This is a genomic window from Faecalibacterium hominis (ex Afrizal et al. 2022) (assembly GCF_049545105.1).
Classification (GTDB): Bacteria; Bacillota; Clostridia; order Oscillospirales; family Ruminococcaceae; genus Faecalibacterium; species Faecalibacterium duncaniae.
This window is the reverse complement of the sequence record NZ_CP186860.1, coordinates 705335-722008: the sequence shown is the minus strand read 5'-3', so window position 1 is coordinate 722008 and position 16674 is coordinate 705335. Positions and strand designations below refer to the sequence as shown.

At 60.6% G+C, this 16674-nt stretch carries 14 protein-coding genes and 2 riboswitches; of the genes, 12 read left to right on the top strand and 2 right to left on the bottom strand.

Annotation, left to right across the window (positions count from 1 at the left end; genetic code table 11):
• Nucleotides 1-5: 5 nt before the first annotated feature.
• A complete protein-coding gene (gene bilS / locus ACKXGA_RS03545) occupies nucleotides 6-509 on the top strand; it encodes a flavodoxin family protein BilS (RefSeq protein WP_117476952.1) in 504 nt (167 codons plus the stop codon).
• A 118-nt stretch (nucleotides 510-627) separates the two neighbouring features.
• Nucleotides 628-703, top strand: a riboswitch (cyclic di-GMP riboswitch).
• 125 nt (nucleotides 704-828) lie between these two features.
• Nucleotides 829-904, top strand: a riboswitch (cyclic di-GMP riboswitch).
• 132 nt (nucleotides 905-1036) lie between these two features.
• The gene (locus ACKXGA_RS03540) at nucleotides 1037-1906 is read left to right on the top strand and encodes a CAP domain-containing protein (RefSeq protein ID WP_373098739.1); all 870 of its coding nucleotides are present in this window, start codon (nucleotides 1037-1039) and stop codon (nucleotides 1904-1906) included.
• Between the two features lie 115 nt (nucleotides 1907-2021).
• Here the strand turns inward: ACKXGA_RS03540 and ACKXGA_RS03535 are convergent, their stop codons facing one another.
• On the bottom strand, nucleotides 2022-2534 hold the full coding sequence (locus tag ACKXGA_RS03535; protein ID WP_227613148.1) for a hypothetical protein: 513 nt from the start codon (nucleotides 2532-2534) through the stop codon (nucleotides 2022-2024).
• Nucleotides 2531-2995, bottom strand: a complete 465-nt coding sequence (gene rnhA, locus ACKXGA_RS03530; protein WP_097792600.1) for a ribonuclease HI — start codon at nucleotides 2993-2995, stop codon at nucleotides 2531-2533. Before rnhA ends, ACKXGA_RS03535 begins: the two co-directional genes overlap by 4 nt.
• 403 nt (nucleotides 2996-3398) lie before the next feature.
• On the opposite strand from rnhA, the gene ACKXGA_RS03525 reads away from it, so the two are divergent.
• The 10 genes from ACKXGA_RS03525 to ACKXGA_RS03480 all read left to right on the top strand — a co-directional run bounded on the left by ACKXGA_RS03525 (nucleotide 3399) and on the right by ACKXGA_RS03480 (nucleotide 16670).
• Nucleotides 3399-5201 (top strand): ribonuclease J, encoded by a 1803-nt coding sequence (locus tag ACKXGA_RS03525; RefSeq protein WP_005931869.1) that lies wholly within the window; start codon nucleotides 3399-3401, stop codon nucleotides 5199-5201.
• A gap of 49 nt (nucleotides 5202-5250) precedes the next feature.
• Nucleotides 5251-7260 (top strand): DHH family phosphoesterase, encoded by a 2010-nt coding sequence (locus ACKXGA_RS03520; RefSeq protein ID WP_223383918.1) that lies wholly within the window; start codon nucleotides 5251-5253, stop codon nucleotides 7258-7260.
• Nucleotides 7257-8360 (top strand): UDP-galactopyranose mutase, encoded by a 1104-nt coding sequence (gene glf / locus ACKXGA_RS03515; protein ID WP_423730086.1) that lies wholly within the window; start codon nucleotides 7257-7259, stop codon nucleotides 8358-8360. The genes ACKXGA_RS03520 and glf overlap by 4 nt, the downstream gene beginning before the upstream one ends.
• Before the next feature lie 225 nt (nucleotides 8361-8585).
• Entirely contained in the window at nucleotides 8586-9041 is a 456-nt protein-coding gene (gene rplI, locus ACKXGA_RS03510) for a 50S ribosomal protein L9 (RefSeq protein ID WP_097770524.1), read from the top strand.
• An 83-nt stretch (nucleotides 9042-9124) separates the two neighbouring features.
• Nucleotides 9125-10528 carry a replicative DNA helicase gene (dnaB, locus tag ACKXGA_RS03505; RefSeq protein ID WP_005931854.1) on the top strand — a complete coding sequence of 468 codons (1404 nt, stop codon included), beginning with the start codon at nucleotides 9125-9127 and terminating at the stop codon, nucleotides 10526-10528.
• A 20-nt stretch (nucleotides 10529-10548) separates the two neighbouring features.
• Nucleotides 10549-11991: a tRNA lysidine(34) synthetase TilS gene (gene tilS / locus ACKXGA_RS03500; RefSeq protein ID WP_242984962.1), complete on the top strand. Its 1443-nt coding sequence runs from the start codon at nucleotides 10549-10551 to the stop codon at nucleotides 11989-11991.
• On the top strand, nucleotides 11978-12523 hold the full coding sequence (gene hpt / locus ACKXGA_RS03495) for a hypoxanthine phosphoribosyltransferase (RefSeq protein ID WP_097770522.1): 546 nt from the start codon (nucleotides 11978-11980) through the stop codon (nucleotides 12521-12523). Before tilS ends, hpt begins: the two co-directional genes overlap by 14 nt.
• A 95-nt stretch (nucleotides 12524-12618) precedes the next feature.
• Nucleotides 12619-14685 (top strand): ATP-dependent zinc metalloprotease FtsH, encoded by a 2067-nt coding sequence (gene ftsH / locus ACKXGA_RS03490; protein ID WP_223455461.1) that lies wholly within the window; start codon nucleotides 12619-12621, stop codon nucleotides 14683-14685.
• Between the two features lie 18 nt (nucleotides 14686-14703).
• Nucleotides 14704-15795: a hypothetical protein gene (locus ACKXGA_RS03485; protein WP_207697675.1), complete on the top strand. Its 1092-nt coding sequence runs from the start codon at nucleotides 14704-14706 to the stop codon at nucleotides 15793-15795.
• A gap of 59 nt (nucleotides 15796-15854) precedes the next feature.
• The gene (locus ACKXGA_RS03480) at nucleotides 15855-16670 is read left to right on the top strand and encodes a hypothetical protein (protein WP_423730085.1); all 816 of its coding nucleotides are present in this window, start codon (nucleotides 15855-15857) and stop codon (nucleotides 16668-16670) included.
• The last annotated feature ends 4 nt before the right edge of the window (nucleotides 16671-16674 follow it).

Below are 16674 nucleotides of genomic sequence, written 5' to 3'. Positions count from 1 at the left end.
TGACCATGAGCTACGCCATCGTTTTCAGCAGCAAGACCGGCAACACCCGCCTGCTGGCCGACACCCTTCGCGCAAGCTTGCCCCAGAATGAGTGCACCTACTTCGGAGCACCGGCCCCGGAGGCACTGGAGGCTGAGACCCTTTACATCGGCTTCTGGACGGACAAGGGCCATGCCGATGACACCCTCACCGCCTTTTTGCAGACCCTGAAGGGGAAGCAGGTCTTTTTGTTCGGCACCGCAGGCTTTGGCGGCAGTGCGGAATATTTCGAGCAGATCCTGGCGGCGGTGCAGAAATCGCTGGATGAGAGCAACACGGTCATTGGAACCTATATGTGCCAGGGCAAGATGCCCATGACCGTGCGCCAGCAGTACGAAAAGATGCTGCAGCAGCCCAACCATGCGCCCAATCTCGAAATGCTGATCGAGAATTTTGACAAGGCGCTGGCCCACCCGGATGCCGCAGACCTCGACCAGCTGCGCAAAAAGGCGGCAGAGGTGCAGGCATAACGGAAAAACTCTTCAAAAAAGCAGATTTTTTGAGAAAGCTGCTCCAAACAGTTGACAGGTTCTGCCCGATGTGATAGGATAATGTCGAGGAAATGGAAACGGCTCCTCAAGGTGAATTGAATATTCTCGGCAAAACAGTCGAAAGGCTGTGACGCAAAGCTACAGGGCCTGTAAAATGGCAGCCAGCTGCTTCTCAAAGAAATCTTTCTTTGGGCGACCTGCTTAGAATTTCTAGGTGTTGTTTTGCTGAGTGTATTGCAGAACAACACCTTTTTTCGTTCTCAAATTTCTTCCCAAAAGAAGAAAGGCACGCAAAACTGAATATCCTCGGCAAAGCAGTCGAAAGGCTGTGACGCAAAGCTATAGGGCCTGTAAAATGGCAGCCAGTTGCTTCTCATCACCTGAGGGTCTCCACAGCGGAGATTGGGTGTTGAGTGACCTTCATCTGAAGCATCAGGTGTCGATTGCCGAGTATACCAGCAATCGACACCTTTTTTCATGGGGCAACACAAAAGAGGTTCAACACCATGCGTAACGCTTCGATGAAAGTCCTGAAGAATCTGGTCTGCTGCGCCGCATTCATCTGCCTGATGTTTGTTCTGGCAATGCCCGCACACGCAGCTTCCAAGGCCGATGAGCTGCTGCAGCTCGTCAACGCAGAGCGTGCACAGGCCGGTGTGGCTCCTCTGAGCATGGGCAGCAGCGCACTGAATGCTGCCGCACAGGCTCGTGCAGAAGAACTTACCGTCAATTACTCCTACAACCGCCCCAATGGCAGCCGCGAGTTCACCATCCTGCCGGAGTACGGTGTGGATGATGTTTCCGTGGGTGAGAACTACTGGGCAGCTGCTGAGAATGCTTCGGACGTGGTCGCCGCCTGGAATCGCTACGATTTCTTCAAGGAGCGGATGCTGGACAAGGATGCCACCTCCGTTGGCGTTGGCTACTACGAGGGCGGCGAGTACGGCAATTACTGGGTGATGATCTTTACCTACGCCCGCGGCACCAGCGAGAACGGTTTCGCACAGGAAGTGCTGGCGCTGGTCAACGCTGAGCGTGCAAAGGAAAATCTGGCACCTCTGGCCATGGGCGATGCCAAGCTGCAGGCTGCCGCCGATGAGCGCGCAAAGGAAGTGGCAAAGGTCGCTTCCCACACCCGCCCCGATGGCACCAACTGCTTCACCGTGCTGAAAGAGTACGGTGTGTCTGATACCGCCACCGGCGAGAATGCCGCCTGGGGCGAGACCACGCCCGAAAAGGTCGTTGCAGACTGGATGGCTTCGGAAGGCCACCGTGTCAATATCATGGACCCCGCCGCCAAGTATATGTGCCTTGGCTACAACTACGATGCCAATTCTCAGTGGGGCCACAACTGGATCCAGATCTTCGCAAAGTAAGCGGATGACTTCCATTGAGCGTTGTACGATGAAATAGAACAGAGCAAAAAGAGATGCACCCCGCCTTCCTGAAACCGGTTCAGGGAGCTGGGTGCATCTCTTTTGTTTTTTTTTTTTATTCTGCAGCCATCTCGGCTGCATCCTCGGGGCTGAAATCGCCCAGGGGCAGGATGAGCCGGCCCAGCGTCTCCTGCGGCAGGGCGGCAAGCCGGGCACTCTCGTCCGCAATTTCGGCAGGGCAGAGGACGTGCACGCCGTCCGCACCGGTCTCTACCCGGGCGCGGTGGCCGGTGGCAATGTACTGGATGCCCAGCCGGTCAGCCGCCGCCAGCAGGGCGGGGAAGCGCAGGTCGGCCGGGGCAGCGGTCTCCTCAGCCAGCTGGCTGGCCAGTTCGCTGGCATTCAGGGTGATGCACTCGATGCCCAGAGCCTTGGCGGCTTCCTTGGCGGCATCCACAACGGGGTCATCGGTGCACAGACGCACCACAGCGCCCATCACCGCAAAGCCCTGCTGCTGTAAAATGCGGACAGCTGCTTTGCAGCCCGTGCCGCCGCACAGGCCCACCAGCACCTTGTCCTGCTGTTCATAAGTATCGAACCCGCTGCCGGGCAGAAATGTATCGCTCATCGTCCCTGTCTCCCTCCGTGTGCCTGACTTTGTGCCACGGCCAGCTGGTCGCAGCGCTCATTTTCCGGGTGGCCTGCATGGCCCTTGACCCAGACATAAGTGATCTTGTGCCGGGCTTCCTGCTCCAATGCCTGTTCCCACAGGTCGGGGTTCAGGGCAGGGGAGCCGTCGGACTTTTTCCAGCCCCGGCGCTTCCAGCCCTTGGCCCAGCCCTTTTCCAGCCCGTTGATGACGTACTGGCTGTCAGAGCACAGCCGCACCTCACAGGGCTCCTTGAGCTGGCGCAGGGCCTCGATAAAGGCGGTCAGCTCCATCCGGTTGTTGGTGGTGGAAGCATCGCCGCCGCTGAGCTCCTTTTCATAGACCTTGCCGTTGAAGCGGTAGCGCAGCACTGCACCCCAGCCGCCCGGGCCGGGGTTGCCGCTGCACGCGCCATCGGTGTAAACTTCGACTTGTTTCATCTGTTTCTCCCGGAACTTGAATTTTTGGATACTTCTATTTAGAGCTATTTTTCCGGTTCTGTCAAGAGGAAAACGTATCATCCCCGGCTTTTCCGGCAAAGCTTTGAATTGACAAAGTGGACAAGAAATACTATACTGTTTGTAACAAAATGCGTATAGGGGCGCACCGGTGCGGTGTGTCCGGCCGGAACGGGGCAGTGCCGCGGTCGCATCGAACAGATGGACTGACAGGGCAGAAATTACTCCGTTCCGGCCATCCCAGTGCCGAAAACAGGCATGGAAGCGAAAAATTCTATACGATGGTTTCGATGGGAGCGGCGGTGCGTTTGCTGCTCCTTCACAGCAGACAGGCCGCTCGCAAAGGGGTGTGCCTGCGTTTTGTAATTGATTTTGGAGGTACCGCATGGCACAGGTCAAAGAACAGAACCCGGCTCAGGCTCAGAACAATCCGAACAGAAACAGTGAATCCGGTGGGGAAAAGCGCACCCGCACCCGCCGCCCTTATTATAACCGGCGGCCCCGCCGCGCACAGCAGCCCAAGGAGGCCGCTGTGCCCATCCACATCTACCCGCTGGGCGGTCTGGGTGAAGTGGGCAAGAACATGACCGTGTACGAGTGCAACGGGGATATGATCATTGTGGACTGTGGCCTTGTGTTCCCGGACAGTGAGATGTACGGCGTGGACATGGTCATCCCCGACTTTACCTTTGTGGTGCAGAATAAGGACAAGATCAAGGGCCTGCTCATCACCCACGGCCACGAAGACCACATCGGCAGCATTCCCTACCTGCTGCAGAAATTTGATCTGCCCATCTACGGCACCCGGCTGACCTGCGGCCTCATCCGGAACAAGCTGGAGGAGTTTGGCCTGGCGGGAAAGACCAAGTTCGTGGAGATCACCCCTAAGCAGAAGATCAAGCTGGGCTGCTTTACCGTGGAGCCCATCCATGTCAACCACTCCATCCCCGATTCCGTGGCCTTTGCCATTGACAGCCCTGCCGGAACGATCATCCAGACCGGCGACTTCAAGATCGATTACACCCCGTTGGCCTGCGGCGTGACCGACCTGACCACCCTTTCGGAGTATGGTCAGAAGGGTGTGCTGGCCCTGCTGAGCGATTCCACCAACGCCGAGCGCCCGGGCTTTACTGCCACGGAGCAGAAGGTGGCCGCCGGTGTCCGCAACCTGTTTGCCCGTGCCCGGAACAAGCGTATCATCATTGCGACCTTTGCGTCCAACATCTACCGCGTCCAGCAGATTATCGACCTGGCCGTGGAGGATGGCCGCAAGGTGGCGTTCAGCGGCCGCAGCATGGTCAATAACACTGCCATGGCGCAGGAGCTGGGTTATATGCACATCCCCGAGGGCACCCTTATCAGCGTGGATGAGCTGAACCAGTACCCGCCGGAGCAGGTGGTGCTGATCACCACCGGCAGCCAGGGCGAGCCCCTGAGCGCTCTTTCCCGCATGGCCTCCTGCAGCCACCGCCAGGTGCGGGTGGGCCCCGGCGACTTCATCATCATCTCCGCCAACCCCATTCCCGGCAACGAGAAGAGCGTGACCAAGATCGTCAACGGTCTGCTCCTGCTGGGCGCGGAGGTCATCTACGAGAGCATGTATGATGTCCATGTTTCCGGCCACGCCTGCCAGGAGGAGCAGAAGCTGATGCTCACCCTGACCAGACCCAAGTATTTCCTGCCCGTGCACGGCGAGTACAAGCAGCTGAAAAAGCATGCCCTGACCGCCGCGTCTCTGGGCATTCCCACCAGCAACATCCTCATTGCCGAAAACGGCTCCAACGTTATCCTGAGCCGGGACGAGATCAAACTGGGCGAGCCGGTTACCGCCGGTGCCGTGATGGTGGACGGCCTGGGCGTGGGCGATGTGGGCAATGTGGTCCTGCGTGACCGCAAGCATCTCTCTGAGGACGGTCTGGTCATCATTGTGGCCACCGTGGACAGCAAGACCGGTAAGGTGCTGGCGGGGCCTGACCTTGTGAGCCGCGGCTTTGTCTATGTGCGCGAGAATGAGAGCCTGATGGACGGGGCCCAGAGCATTGTGGAAAACGCGCTGGATCGCTGCGTGGAAGAGCATGTGCGCGACTGGAACAGCGTCAAGACCCGGGTGCGTGAGGCGCTGAGCAGCTATATCTACCGCCGCACCAAGCGCAGCCCGATGATCCTCCCCATTCTGATGGAGGTATAAGCCGGAAGCCGCCCCGCCGGGGCAGGCAGACCAGGAGGCAGAAGATCCCATGAAACAAAAACCGAGATGGACGTTAGAAATGCTGATCGCCGCGCTGGCAGTACTGTGTGCACTGCTGACACTGGCGCTTCTGGTGCAGCGGCCCGCGGGCTGGCCTGCGCTGGCGGTGCTGGCGGTGCTGTGGGGCATCGGCATCTGCGTTTTCCGGTATCAGCTGCGGCGCTGGACCGCCAAGTGGGTGGCTGGGGGCAGCTTTGAAAATTCCAGGACCCAATACAGCCTGGAATCCCTCTCTCAGCCGGCGGCTCTGCTTTCTGGCGAGACGGTGCTGTGGTATAACAGCCGCTTCCGCACGGCGCTGCTGGGCGGCGAGGACCGGCTTGCAGGCAGGGCACAGAAGCTGCTGCCCGGCCTGGATACCGCACAGGCCCGCACCCCGGAAGGGCAGCAGCTCAATCTGGCCGATGGTGTGTGGAATGTGCACAGCAGTACCGTGCCGGGTGGCAGCGAGAGCATGACGCTGCTCGTGTTCAATGAGGAGACCGCCCTGCGCAGGATCGAAACGGAGTATAAGGCCAGCCGCCCGGGCTACATGGTGTTCCTGGTGGATGGCTACGACGATGTGTTCAGCGATATGCTGGACAGTGAGCGCGCCCGCCTGCTGGAAGGCATCAACCGGGTGCTGGAGGATATGATCGGCCGGGGCACAGGCTTTCTGCGCCGCGTTGCCAGCGGCCGCTATATCGCCGTGGTGGAAGAGCGCCATCTGGAGCAGTATGCCCAGCGCGGCTACGATGTGCTGGATAAGATCCGTGCCCTGGACCCCAGCGTGAACCTGTCCATCTCCATTGGCATCGGGCGCGGGGCCAAGACCCTGCGGGAAGCCCAGGATATGGCCGTGCAGGCGCTGGATATGGCGCAGGGCCGCGGCGGCGATCAGGCCGCTGAGATGACCCCGGACGGCTTCACCTTTTACGGCGGCGTGAGCCACGGCGTGGAAAAGCGCAGCAAGGTGCGCAGCCGCATCGTGGCCGATCAGCTGGTCAGGCTTGTCAAGGAGGCGGACCATGTGGTCATCATGGGCCACCGGATGAGCGATCTGGATGCCATCGGCGCTGCCGAGGGCGTGCTGCGCATCTGCAAGATCTGCGATGTCCCGGCGGTGATCGCCGTCAGGCGGGATGCCACGCTGGCGGGCAGCCTGATCGATGCCCTGTGCCGGGCCGGGCAGGCAGATGATTTCATCGACCCCAAGGGGGCTTTGCCCATTATCTCCAAGAAAACGCTCTGCGTGGTGGTGGATACATACCAGCTGGGCCTTGTGGAAAGTAAGGAGATCCTGGAAAGGTGCGGCAAGGTGGCTGTCATCGACCACCACCGCAAGGGCGTGGGCTTCATCGAGCATGCAGACCTTGTCTGCCACGAGCCCTACTCCTCCTCGGCCAGTGAGCTGGTCACGGAGCTTTTGCAGTATGTGGGCGACCGGGACGACAAGCCCAGCCGGGTGGAGGCAGAGGGCCTGCTCTCGGGCATTATGCTGGATACCCGGGACTTTACCCTGCACACCGGTGTGCGCACGTTTGAAGCCGCCGCCGCTCTGCGCCGCTACGGCGCGGAGACGGAGCGGGTGCGCCAGCTCTTTGATGTGACCATGGTGGAGTACAACGCCAAGGCAGACCTTGTGGAGGCTGCCCAGATGTACCGCAGCTGTGCCATCTCGGTGAGCGGCGAGGTGCCCCCCGAGGCCCGTGTGGCCATTGCGCAGGCTGCCAATGACCTGCTGACCATCCAGAATGTGGAGGCCAGCTTTGTGGCCGTGCAGGTGGGGAGCGGTGTGAATATTTCCGCCCGCAGTCTGGGGGCGGTCAATGTTCAGGTCATCATGGAAAGTCTGGGCGGCGGCGGCCATCAGACCATGGCGGCGGCCCAGCTCAAGCATATCACCCCCGAGGCAGCCCGGGCACGCATCCAAACCGCCATCGACCAGTACCGTGAGAGCCAGAAGAAGCCGCTCTCCAAAAATGAACCTGAATCCAGAAAAAAGGAGAAGCAGGGATGAACCATTACGATTATCTCATCGTAGGCGCAGGCCTTTACGGTGCGGTGTTCGCCCAGCAAGCAAAAAAGGCGGGCAAAACATGCCTTGTGATTGATAAGCGCAGCCACATTGCCGGGAATATCTACACCGAGGAAGTGGAGGGTATACAGGTCCACCGCTATGGGGCCCACATCTTCCACACCAGCAGCAAGGCAGTGTGGCAGTATGTGAACCAGTTCGCGGAATTCAACCGCTACACCAACAGCCCCGTTGCCAATTATCACGGCGAGATCTACAATCTGCCCTTCAATATGAACACCTTCAATAAGATGTGGGGTGTGGTGACCCCCGCCGAGGCCAGGGCAAAGATCGAGGAGCAGAAGCGGGAAGCGGGCATCACCGACCCGAAAAATCTTGAGGAGCAGGCCATCAGTCTGGTGGGTACGGACATTTACGAAAAGCTCATCAAAGGCTACACCGGCAAGCAGTGGGGCCGCCCCTGCACCGAACTGCCGGCTTTCATCATCAAACGCCTGCCGGTCCGCTTTACCTACGACAACAACTACTTCAACGCGCTGTATCAGGGCATCCCCGATGGCGGCTATACCGCCATGGTGGAAAAGATGCTGGAGGGCATCGAGGTGCGGCTGAATGTGGATTATCTGGCCGACCGGGAGAACCTGAACGCACTGGCCGACAAGGTGGTTTACACCGGCCCGGTGGATGCCTACTTCGGCTACCGGCTGGGGGCCCTGCAGTACCGCAGCGTCCGCTTTGAGACGGAGGTGCTGGATACCGACAACTATCAGGGCAACGCGGTGGTGAACTATACCGATGCGGAAACGCCCTATACCCGGATCATCGAGCACAAGCATTTTGCGTTCGGCACCCAGCCCAAAACGGTGATCAGCCGGGAATACAGCGCCGAGTGGAAGCCGGGCGATGAGCCGTATTATCCCGTCAACGACGAGAAGAACGGTGGCCTGTACGCCCGCTACAAGCAGTTGGCCGATGTCGAGCCGAACGTCATTTTCGGCGGCCGCCTGGGAGAGTATCAGTACTACGATATGGATAAGGTCATTGAAGCTGCGCTGGACGTGGCGGGGAAAGAGTTGACGTGAACTGCTGATCGCCGCACGAGGGGAGTTTCTCCGGCAAGTGTCCGCTGGGGTGGGACCCTGTTGCCGCGCAGCGGCAATAGGGCGGGCGATGGAATGGCCCGTTTCACTTGCGGGAGAAAGCTCCCGGAGATGCGGCAGCCCCCGACCGTTGACGGAAACGCGCAATTGCTGTATACTAGCCATAGAAATCCACCGGTTCCCCGGTGAGAAGTGAGGGATAACACCATGAAAGTGATTCTGAAGCAGGACGTAAAGGGTATTGGCAAGAAGGATGAGATCCATGAGGTCTCCGACGGCTACGCCCGCAACTTTCTGTTCCCGCGCAAGCTGGCCGCTGTGGCCGATGCTTCTGCGGTGAATATCGCACGCGGCAAGGAGGCCGCTGCGGATTTCCACGAGGCTGAAACTGTGGCCGCCGCACAGGCCGTGGCTGCAAAGATCGAGGGCAAGACCGTGACCATCAAGGCCAAGGGCGGCGCATCCGGCCGCCTGCACGGCAAGGTCACCGGCAAGGAAGTTGCCGAGGCTCTGGCCCAGCTGGCCGGTTCTCCCATTGATAAAAAGAAGATCGAGCTGGAGACCAAGGACATCAAGGATGCCGGTGTGTTCAACGCAAAGGTGCGCCTGCATGTCGGTGTCGTGGCTTCCTTCAAGATCATGGTGGAAGTAGAACAGGCCTGATTGAAACGCCATCTGCGCCCCCTGCCTTCAGGGGGCGTTTTTGGCGTTTTGGGAAACTGGCCCAGTATGGAGGGGGATGAACCATGCCCAACGAACAACGACATTATTCCAATGAACTGAATCTGGAGAGTGTGGGCATCAATCTGCCCTACAATATGCAGGCCGAGCAGAGCGTGCTGGGCGCTGTGCTGCTCAAGCCCGAGACATTGACCGATCTGGTGGAGATCATCCGGCCGGAAATGTTCTACACCCGGCAGAACGCCCAGATCTATTCTGAGATGCTGCGCCTGTTCACAGCGGACCAGACCATCGACTTTGTCACCCTGCTGGATGCCGTCATCTCCGATGGCGTGTTCCCCAGTGCGGACGAGGCAAAGGTCTACCTGACCGGTCTGGCCGAGACGGTGCCCAGCATCTCCAATGTGAAGGCTTACGCCCAGATCGTGCAGGAAAAGTATCTGGTGCGCCAGCTGATGGGCGTTGCCAAGGACATTCTGCAGGACGCGGGCGATGAGCCGGACGCTGACCTGCTGCTGGAAAACGCGGAGCAGCGCATCTACGAGATCCGCTCCGGGCGGGATTCCAGCGCGTTGACCCCGCTTTCCTCCAGCATGGTGGAGACGCTGACCAACCTGCAGAAGATCAGCGGCCCGGATGCCGACAAGTACAAGGGCATCCCCACCGGCTTCCGTCTGCTGGATACCGTCCTGACCGGCCTGGGCCGCGGCGACCTCATCATTCTGGCCGCCCGCCCCGGTATGGGCAAGACCAGTTTTGCGCTGAACATCGCCACCCGCGTTGCCATGCAGCAAAAGGTGCCGGTGGCCATTTTCAGCCTGGAAATGACCAAGGAGCAGCTGACCAACCGCATCCTTTCGGCGGAAGCTGGCATCGACAGCCAGGCTTTCCGTACCGGCGCTCTTCGCAGTGAGGACTGGGAGTATCTGGCACTGGCAACGGAAAAGCTCCACGATGCGCCCATCTATATGGACGACACCTCGGGCATCACCATTACCGAGATGAAGGCAAAGATCCGCCGGGTCAATCAGGACCCCACCCGCCCCAATGTGGGCCTGATCGTCATCGACTACCTGCAGCTGATGACCACCGGCCAGCGCAGCGAGAACCGTGTGCAGGAGATCAGCTCCATCACCCGAAACCTGAAGATCATGGCTAAGGAAATGAATGTGCCCATTATCGCGCTTTCTCAGCTGTCCCGTGCGGTGGAGAAGCAGGGCAACAACTCTTCTCACCGGCCCCAGCTGTCGGACCTGCGTGACTCCGGTTCCATCGAGCAGGATGCCGACTGCGTTCTTTTCCTTTACCGTGATTCCTACTACGCCAGCCAGAACCCCGATGGTGCCGAGGTGGATGCCGATACCGCAGAGTGCATCGTGGCAAAGAACCGCCACGGCGAGACCAGCACGGTGCCGCTGGGCTGGGATGGCGCACACACCCGCTTTATGGATGTGGACTTCAAACGCTGATGAACGACGAAACATCAAAATTGATCACAAAAGTAGAACGCTTTGCCCGGCAGGAGCAGCTGTTTGCGCCTGTGGAGCCGGGCCGGGCTCTGCACCTGTGCGCTGCCGTTTCGGGCGGGGCCGACAGCATGGCGCTGCTGTGGGTGCTGCTGGAACTGCAGGAAGCTTTTGGGTATCCCCTTACGGCCTGCCATGTCAACCACGGCCTGCGGGGTGAGACTGCGGACCGGGACGAAGCCTTTGTCCGGGCCGAGTGTGCCCGGCTGGGGGTGCCGCTGACAGTTTTCCGCCCGGCAGATGTGGGAATGGCTGTGCCGCCCCATGCCGGGGAGGACTGGGCCCGCAGACTCCGCTATGCCTGCTTTGCCCAACTGCTGGCAGGCGGGATAGACTGCATTGCAACGGCCCATACTGCTACTGACCAGGCCGAGACCCTGCTGTTCCGGCTGGCCCGGGGCACCGGGCTGCACGGGGCAGGGGGCATCCGGCCCAGGCGGCCCGGCTACTGCCGCCCGCTGTTGGGCCTGACCCGGGCCGAGACCGAAGCGCTCTGCGCCGCCTTCGGGCAGGGCTGGGTGACGGACGAGACGAACGATTCCGATGCTTACGCCCGCAACCGCCTGCGCCATGGGGCCGTTCCGGCCCTGCGCAGCGTCAACGCTGCGGCAGAGGAAAATCTGGCCCGCTTCTGTGAAAAGGCGGCCCGCGCGGATGCCTACTTTGCCAGGCAGGCAGAACAGCTGCTTTCCATCGCACATCTGGATGCAGCCCAGACTGCCCGCAAGGCCCCGAAAGCCGGGGCAGTGTGGCGGCTAGAGCCGCTGCAGGGCGCTGACCCGCTTATTCTGGAAGCAGCGCTCCACAGCCTTGTTGCTCCGGTGCGGGATGCCGAGGAAAAGTACATCCGCCTGCTGGCAGAGCTGGTGGAGCAGGGGAGCGGGGCGGTGCAATTGACCGATACGGTCCGCTTCTGCGCAGGCAGCGGGATGCTCTGGCAGGAAAAGAGCCGGCCGGAAGCGGCTGCGGCCCCGGCGTTTTCGCTGCCGTTTGCCCCTGCCGATGGGGCAGAATTTGCCCTGCCCGGGGGCCAAACCCTGAAAACACGGCTGTTTGTAAGCGGTTTTCGAGAAAAAACACAGGGTGTTCATAAAAAAGACTTAAAAAATCGGGCGGATTATGCTAGAATAACCTTGTTATATTCTGCCCTTACGCTGCGCACCCGTCAACCGGGAGACCGGTTCCGGCCTGCGGGGCGGGGACTGAGCAAGCCCCTGCGCAAATGGATGAATGAGGCAGGCATTCCTGCCGGAATACGAGAGGGCCTGCCGCTGCTGGCGGCGGGCAGTGAGATCCTGTGGGTCTGTGGGGAGGGCTTTGCCGAGGGGCTGGCCCCGGACGAGGAGACTGTACAGATCTTGCAGTTGGAATTGGAAAATGGAGGAACAACCCATGAGCATGAATGACGATATCAAGAACATCCTGGTCAGTGAGGAAGCATTGAAAGCCAAGGTTGCCGAACTGGGTGCACAGATCAGCAGGGATTACGAGGGCAGAAACCTTGTCCTCGTCTCCATCCTCAAGGGTTCGGTGGTCTTTATGGCCGACCTGATGCGGGCCGTGACCATCCCCTGCAGCATTGATTTTATGGTCGTGTCCAGCTACGGCGGCAGCAATACCACCACCAGCGGTCTGGTCAAGATCATCAAGGATCTGGACGGCGACCTGTCCGGCAAGGACGTGCTGATCGTGGAGGACATTCTGGATACCGGTGTCACCCTTTCCAAGCTGGTGCCCATGCTCAAGATGCGCAACCCGAATTCCGTGAAGATCTGCACCATTCTCGACAAGCCCAGCCGCCGCAAGGCCGACATCCAGCCCGATTACGAGGGTTTCCAGGTGCCGGACGAGTTTGTGGTGGGCTATGGTCTGGACTACGATGAGAAATACCGCAACCTGCCCTATGTGGGTGTGCTGAAACCGGAAATCTACGCATAATAAAAACGAATTAGAACTGGAGTTGATCCCTTTTGCAACCGAAACGACCTCGCTTTAATCCCCTGATCCTGGCGCTGGCACTGGCCGGTGTCCTGATGATCTGGTCGGTGCTGGGCACCAGCGACAGCAGTACCGGCGGCTCCACCATGAGCTACTCAACTGTGGTGCACTACTTTGAGAACAACCAGGTCACAGCCTTTACGCTGGACCGCAACACCAGCATCATCACCCTGACGCTGAAGGAGGGCAAGCAGGAGCTGCCCGAAACCACAGGTGCCACCGCTGCCACACAGGCCTCCGGCGGTTTGCTGAGCAATATGTTCTCCTCCTCCACCTCTTCCGTGGGGGCAACCAGAAACGATGACGGCACGGTGACGGTGCGCTACAAGCTGCCCTACGCCTATGTGTTCATCGAGAACGTCCAGCAGTATATCGATTCCTACGACGCAGCCAACCCGACCGCGCCCATGGAGTACGATTACACCACCCTGAAGGAGTCCATCCCCTGGATGGAGATCCTGTTCTACCTGGGAATGCTGGGCTGCACCGGCTTCCTGCTCTTCTCCATGATGCGCGGCGGCGCTGGCGGCGGCGGTATTATGAACGTGGGCAAGGCCAAGGTGAAGGACGAGCACGAGAACAAAAAGACCGCGACCTTTGCCGACGTTGCCGGTGAGGACGAGGAAAAGGAAGAGCTGAAGGAGGTCGTGGAGTTCCTCAAGAGCCCCGACAAGTTCAACACGCTGGGTGCCCGCATCCCCCACGGCGTTTTGCTGGTGGGCCCTCCGGGTACCGGTAAGACCCTGCTGGCCCGTGCCTGTGCCGGTGAGGCAGGTGTGCCCTTTTACTCCATTTCCGGCTCCGACTTCGTGGAAATGTATGTCGGTGTCGGCGCATCCCGTGTGCGTGACCTGTTTGATAAGGCCAAAAAGACCATGCCCTGCATCATCTTCATCGATGAGATCGATGCCGTGGGCCGTCAGCGCGGCGCAGGTCTGGGCGGCGGCCACGACGAGCGGGAGCAGACCCTGAACCAGCTGCTGGTCGAGATGGACGGCTTTGAGGCCAACGATGGCGTCATCGTGATGGCAGCCACCAACCGTGCCGACATTCTGGATAAGGCACTGCTCCGTCCGGGCCGCTTTGACCGTCAGGTCTATGTTGGCCTGCCCGATGTCAAGGGCCGCGAGGAGATCCTCAAGGTCCACACCAAGAATAAGCCTCTGGCTCCCGATGTCTCCCTCAGGGTCATCGCACAGCGCACCGCAGGTTTTGCGGGTGCTGACCTGGAGAACCTGGTCAATGAGGCCGCTCTGCTGGCTGCCCGCCGCAGCCGCAAGGCCATCACCATGGAGGACATCGAGGAAGCTTCCATGAAGGTCATGGCAGGCCCTGAGAAGAAGAGCCGTGTTGTGACTGCCGAGGAAAAGAAGCTGACCGCTTACCATGAGGCGGGCCACGCCGTGGCAGGCTTCTATTGCAAGCACCACCCCCGTGTGCATGAGATCACCATCATTCCCCGCGGCCAGGCTGGCGGCTACACCATGTATCTGCCTGAAAAGGATCGCAGCTATGTGACCAAGGGTGAGATGTTCGAGGATATCGTTTCCAGCCTGGGCGGCCGTGTGGCTGAGCAGCTGATCCTGGAGGATATCTCCACCGGTGCCTCCAACGACCTGCAGCAGGCAACCAACATTGCCCGCCAGATGATCACCAAGTACGGCTTCTCCGAGCGCCTGGGCCCTGTGGTCTACGGCACCTCGCAGGAGGAGACCTTCCTGGGCCGTGATTTCACCCAGGGCAAGGGCTACAGCGAGAGCACCGCTGCCGAGATCGACGGCGAGATGCGGGATATCATCGATGAGGCTTACGAGACCTGCCGCCGCACCCTGACGGAGCACATCGACCAGCTCCATGCGCTGGCACAGGCTCTGATGGAACGCGAAAAGCTCAACGAGAAGGAGTTCAACACCGTGATGGCCGGCGGCAAGCTGCCCCCGCGTGACGGTGACGAGCCTGCACAGGAACCCGCCGCACCGGCGGCCCCTGTGGAGACCGCAGAGCCTGCCGAGAGCGCAGAGCCCGCTGAACAGGCGGAGCAGGCCGTGCTGGGCGAGGAAATGCCCGACCCGGCGCAGGATGCCCTGCAGGAAAACGAATGATCGAAGGGAGCGAGTGTCGTGGAGGAAAATTTTAACCCGGTCGCACGCACCCGGGCCAACTATTATACCCCGGGCAGCCCGGTGCAGTTCGTCTGTGTGGAGCTGCTCAAGGGCGAACTCAGCGGCGAGAACGCAGTCTGCCTGACCTTCAAGAACATCTCCAAGGTCACCCTGACTGCACTGGAGATCCACTTCAAGTGCAAGGGTGTGGACGGTATCATCCTGTGTGAGGATGCCTTTGAATACCGCGAGATCGAGGTCAAGCCCGGTGAGAGCTTTGGCATGGACGATGCAGTGTTCGTGACCCAGAAAGCCATCACCAGCGTGGATGTGGTCCTGAAGAACGTATACAGCGGCAAAAAGGTCGTGCATCTGGATGCCATCAAGCGCGTCCGCCTGCCGGCCCCGCGCCGCCTGAGTCCGGAGCTGGAAAAGGCACTGGAAAGCCGGATGAACCGCACCGGCCTCAAGTATATGCCGCAGGTGTTCGAGAACGGCTGGTACTGTGCCTGCGGTTCCTTCCACCCGAAGGAAGAGGACACGGTCTACTGCACCGAGTGCGGCTGTGACCGCATCCTGCTGCAGAACGCCCTGAACACCCTGCTGCAGCCCGGCCAGAAGGCCGCCCCTGCAGAGCAGGCCCCGGCGGCGGAGGCCACCCGCGTGGCGAGCGCCGCTCCGCAGGAAGAGCCGACCCGCATCGTGGCCAGCGCGCCGGTGCAGGCAGAACCCACCCGGGTCGTCCAGACGGCCCGCCCGGCAGAGCCTGTCGGCGCTCCGACCAGCTTTGCACCGCCGGTGGAGCACACCCCTGCTCCGGAAGCAGAGCCTACCCGGGTGCTGGATGCCGCCACCCGCGCGGCGTTCCCCGGCAGCGGTGCAGCGGCTGTGGATGACGAGGGCACCCGTGTGATGCCTGCTGCTGCCCGCCGTGCCGCCCCGGCCCGCCAGCCGGAACCCGAGGTGGAGCAGTACGATGAGGAGGACGATGCGGAAGAGAGCCGTGACGGCATTGCCGAGACCCTCGTCCGCTGGGTCCCGCCCATCACCGCCATCGTCTGCGCAGGCATTGCGCTGTGGGGCTTCGTCTATTATCAGTTTATGATGTAAATGAATGACGGAGGAGGCTGCGCTTCCTCCGTTTTTTGGTTGTACGAAGGAGAAACGTTATGCCCGACGAAGCACTGCAAACCGCTTTTGAGATCAAAACTACCTGCGATGAGATTAGCCGCAAGCTACTGCGCTGGCACTGGGAGAACAAGCCCGGGGAGCACAGCCTGGGAGCCCTGCTGGATCACATCCGCACCCGCCAGCAGGAGAGCCCCGAATATTATGACCGTCTGCCCGATCTGGCGGGCCGAAACAGCTGGCAGCAGCTGGATACCACCCTGTGTATGCGGGTGCTGCTGGACCCTGAAAAGGATGCTGCGCACCAGCTGGATCTGCTGGGCAATACGGAGCACCCCGCTGCTGCCCGCCGGGCCTGCAACGCGGTGCGCACTGCCCGCAATGAAGCGGCCCATGCTTCTGACCGCACGGCGGCTGCGCAGGCGGCGATCCTCTTCAACGAGGCAGTGGAAGCACTGGAAGAAGGTTATGCGGGCGCGCCCCTGCGCACCAGTGAGCTGGGCCAGTATTACCGGCTGGCTGAGGATTATCTGAGCCGCTGCGGGGCCAAAAAGCCCATTGCGTCGGCGGCCCCGGAAGAGAAAGCACCCCGCGCGGCAAAGTCCGGCCAGAGCACTGCGGGCAGGAAAAAAGAGGGAACTTCCGGCAGCGCTTCCCGCCGCAGCAGCGCAAAGCAGAACACGAGCGGCCGCAGCTCCGGCGGCAGATCCCAGAACCGGAAGCAGGGCGGCAGCCGGAACAGCCGTGCCCGGGCCAGGCAGAAGCAGAAACAGGCCAACCGCACCGTTCTGCTGGTACTGCTGGCGATCCTGGCCGTGGGTCTGCTGATCCGCGGATTTACCATGAACTGGCAGTGAAAGA

Excerpts from the sequence above, each read along its gene's own strand:
- bilS (WP_117476952.1), top strand. The coding sequence starts at position 6 with ATGAGCTACGCCATCGTTTTCAGCAGCAAGACCGGCAACACCCGCCTG.
- ACKXGA_RS03540 (WP_373098739.1), top strand. The coding sequence starts at position 1,037 with ATGCGTAACGCTTCGATGAAAGTCCTGAAGAATCTGGTCTGCTGCGCC.
- ACKXGA_RS03535 (WP_227613148.1), bottom strand. The coding sequence starts at position 2,534 with ATGAGCGATACATTTCTGCCCGGCAGCGGGTTCGATACTTATGAACAG.
- rnhA (WP_097792600.1), bottom strand. The coding sequence starts at position 2,995 with ATGAAACAAGTCGAAGTTTACACCGATGGCGCGTGCAGCGGCAACCCC.
- ACKXGA_RS03525 (WP_005931869.1), top strand. The coding sequence starts at position 3,399 with ATGGCACAGGTCAAAGAACAGAACCCGGCTCAGGCTCAGAACAATCCG.
- ACKXGA_RS03520 (WP_223383918.1), top strand. The coding sequence starts at position 5,251 with ATGAAACAAAAACCGAGATGGACGTTAGAAATGCTGATCGCCGCGCTG.
- glf (WP_423730086.1), top strand. The coding sequence starts at position 7,257 with ATGAACCATTACGATTATCTCATCGTAGGCGCAGGCCTTTACGGTGCG.
- rplI (WP_097770524.1), top strand. The coding sequence starts at position 8,586 with ATGAAAGTGATTCTGAAGCAGGACGTAAAGGGTATTGGCAAGAAGGAT.
- dnaB (WP_005931854.1), top strand. The coding sequence starts at position 9,125 with ATGCCCAACGAACAACGACATTATTCCAATGAACTGAATCTGGAGAGT.
- hpt (WP_097770522.1), top strand. The coding sequence starts at position 11,978 with ATGAGCATGAATGACGATATCAAGAACATCCTGGTCAGTGAGGAAGCA.
- ftsH (WP_223455461.1), top strand. The coding sequence starts at position 12,619 with ATGATCTGGTCGGTGCTGGGCACCAGCGACAGCAGTACCGGCGGCTCC.
- ACKXGA_RS03480 (WP_423730085.1), top strand. The coding sequence starts at position 15,855 with ATGCCCGACGAAGCACTGCAAACCGCTTTTGAGATCAAAACTACCTGC.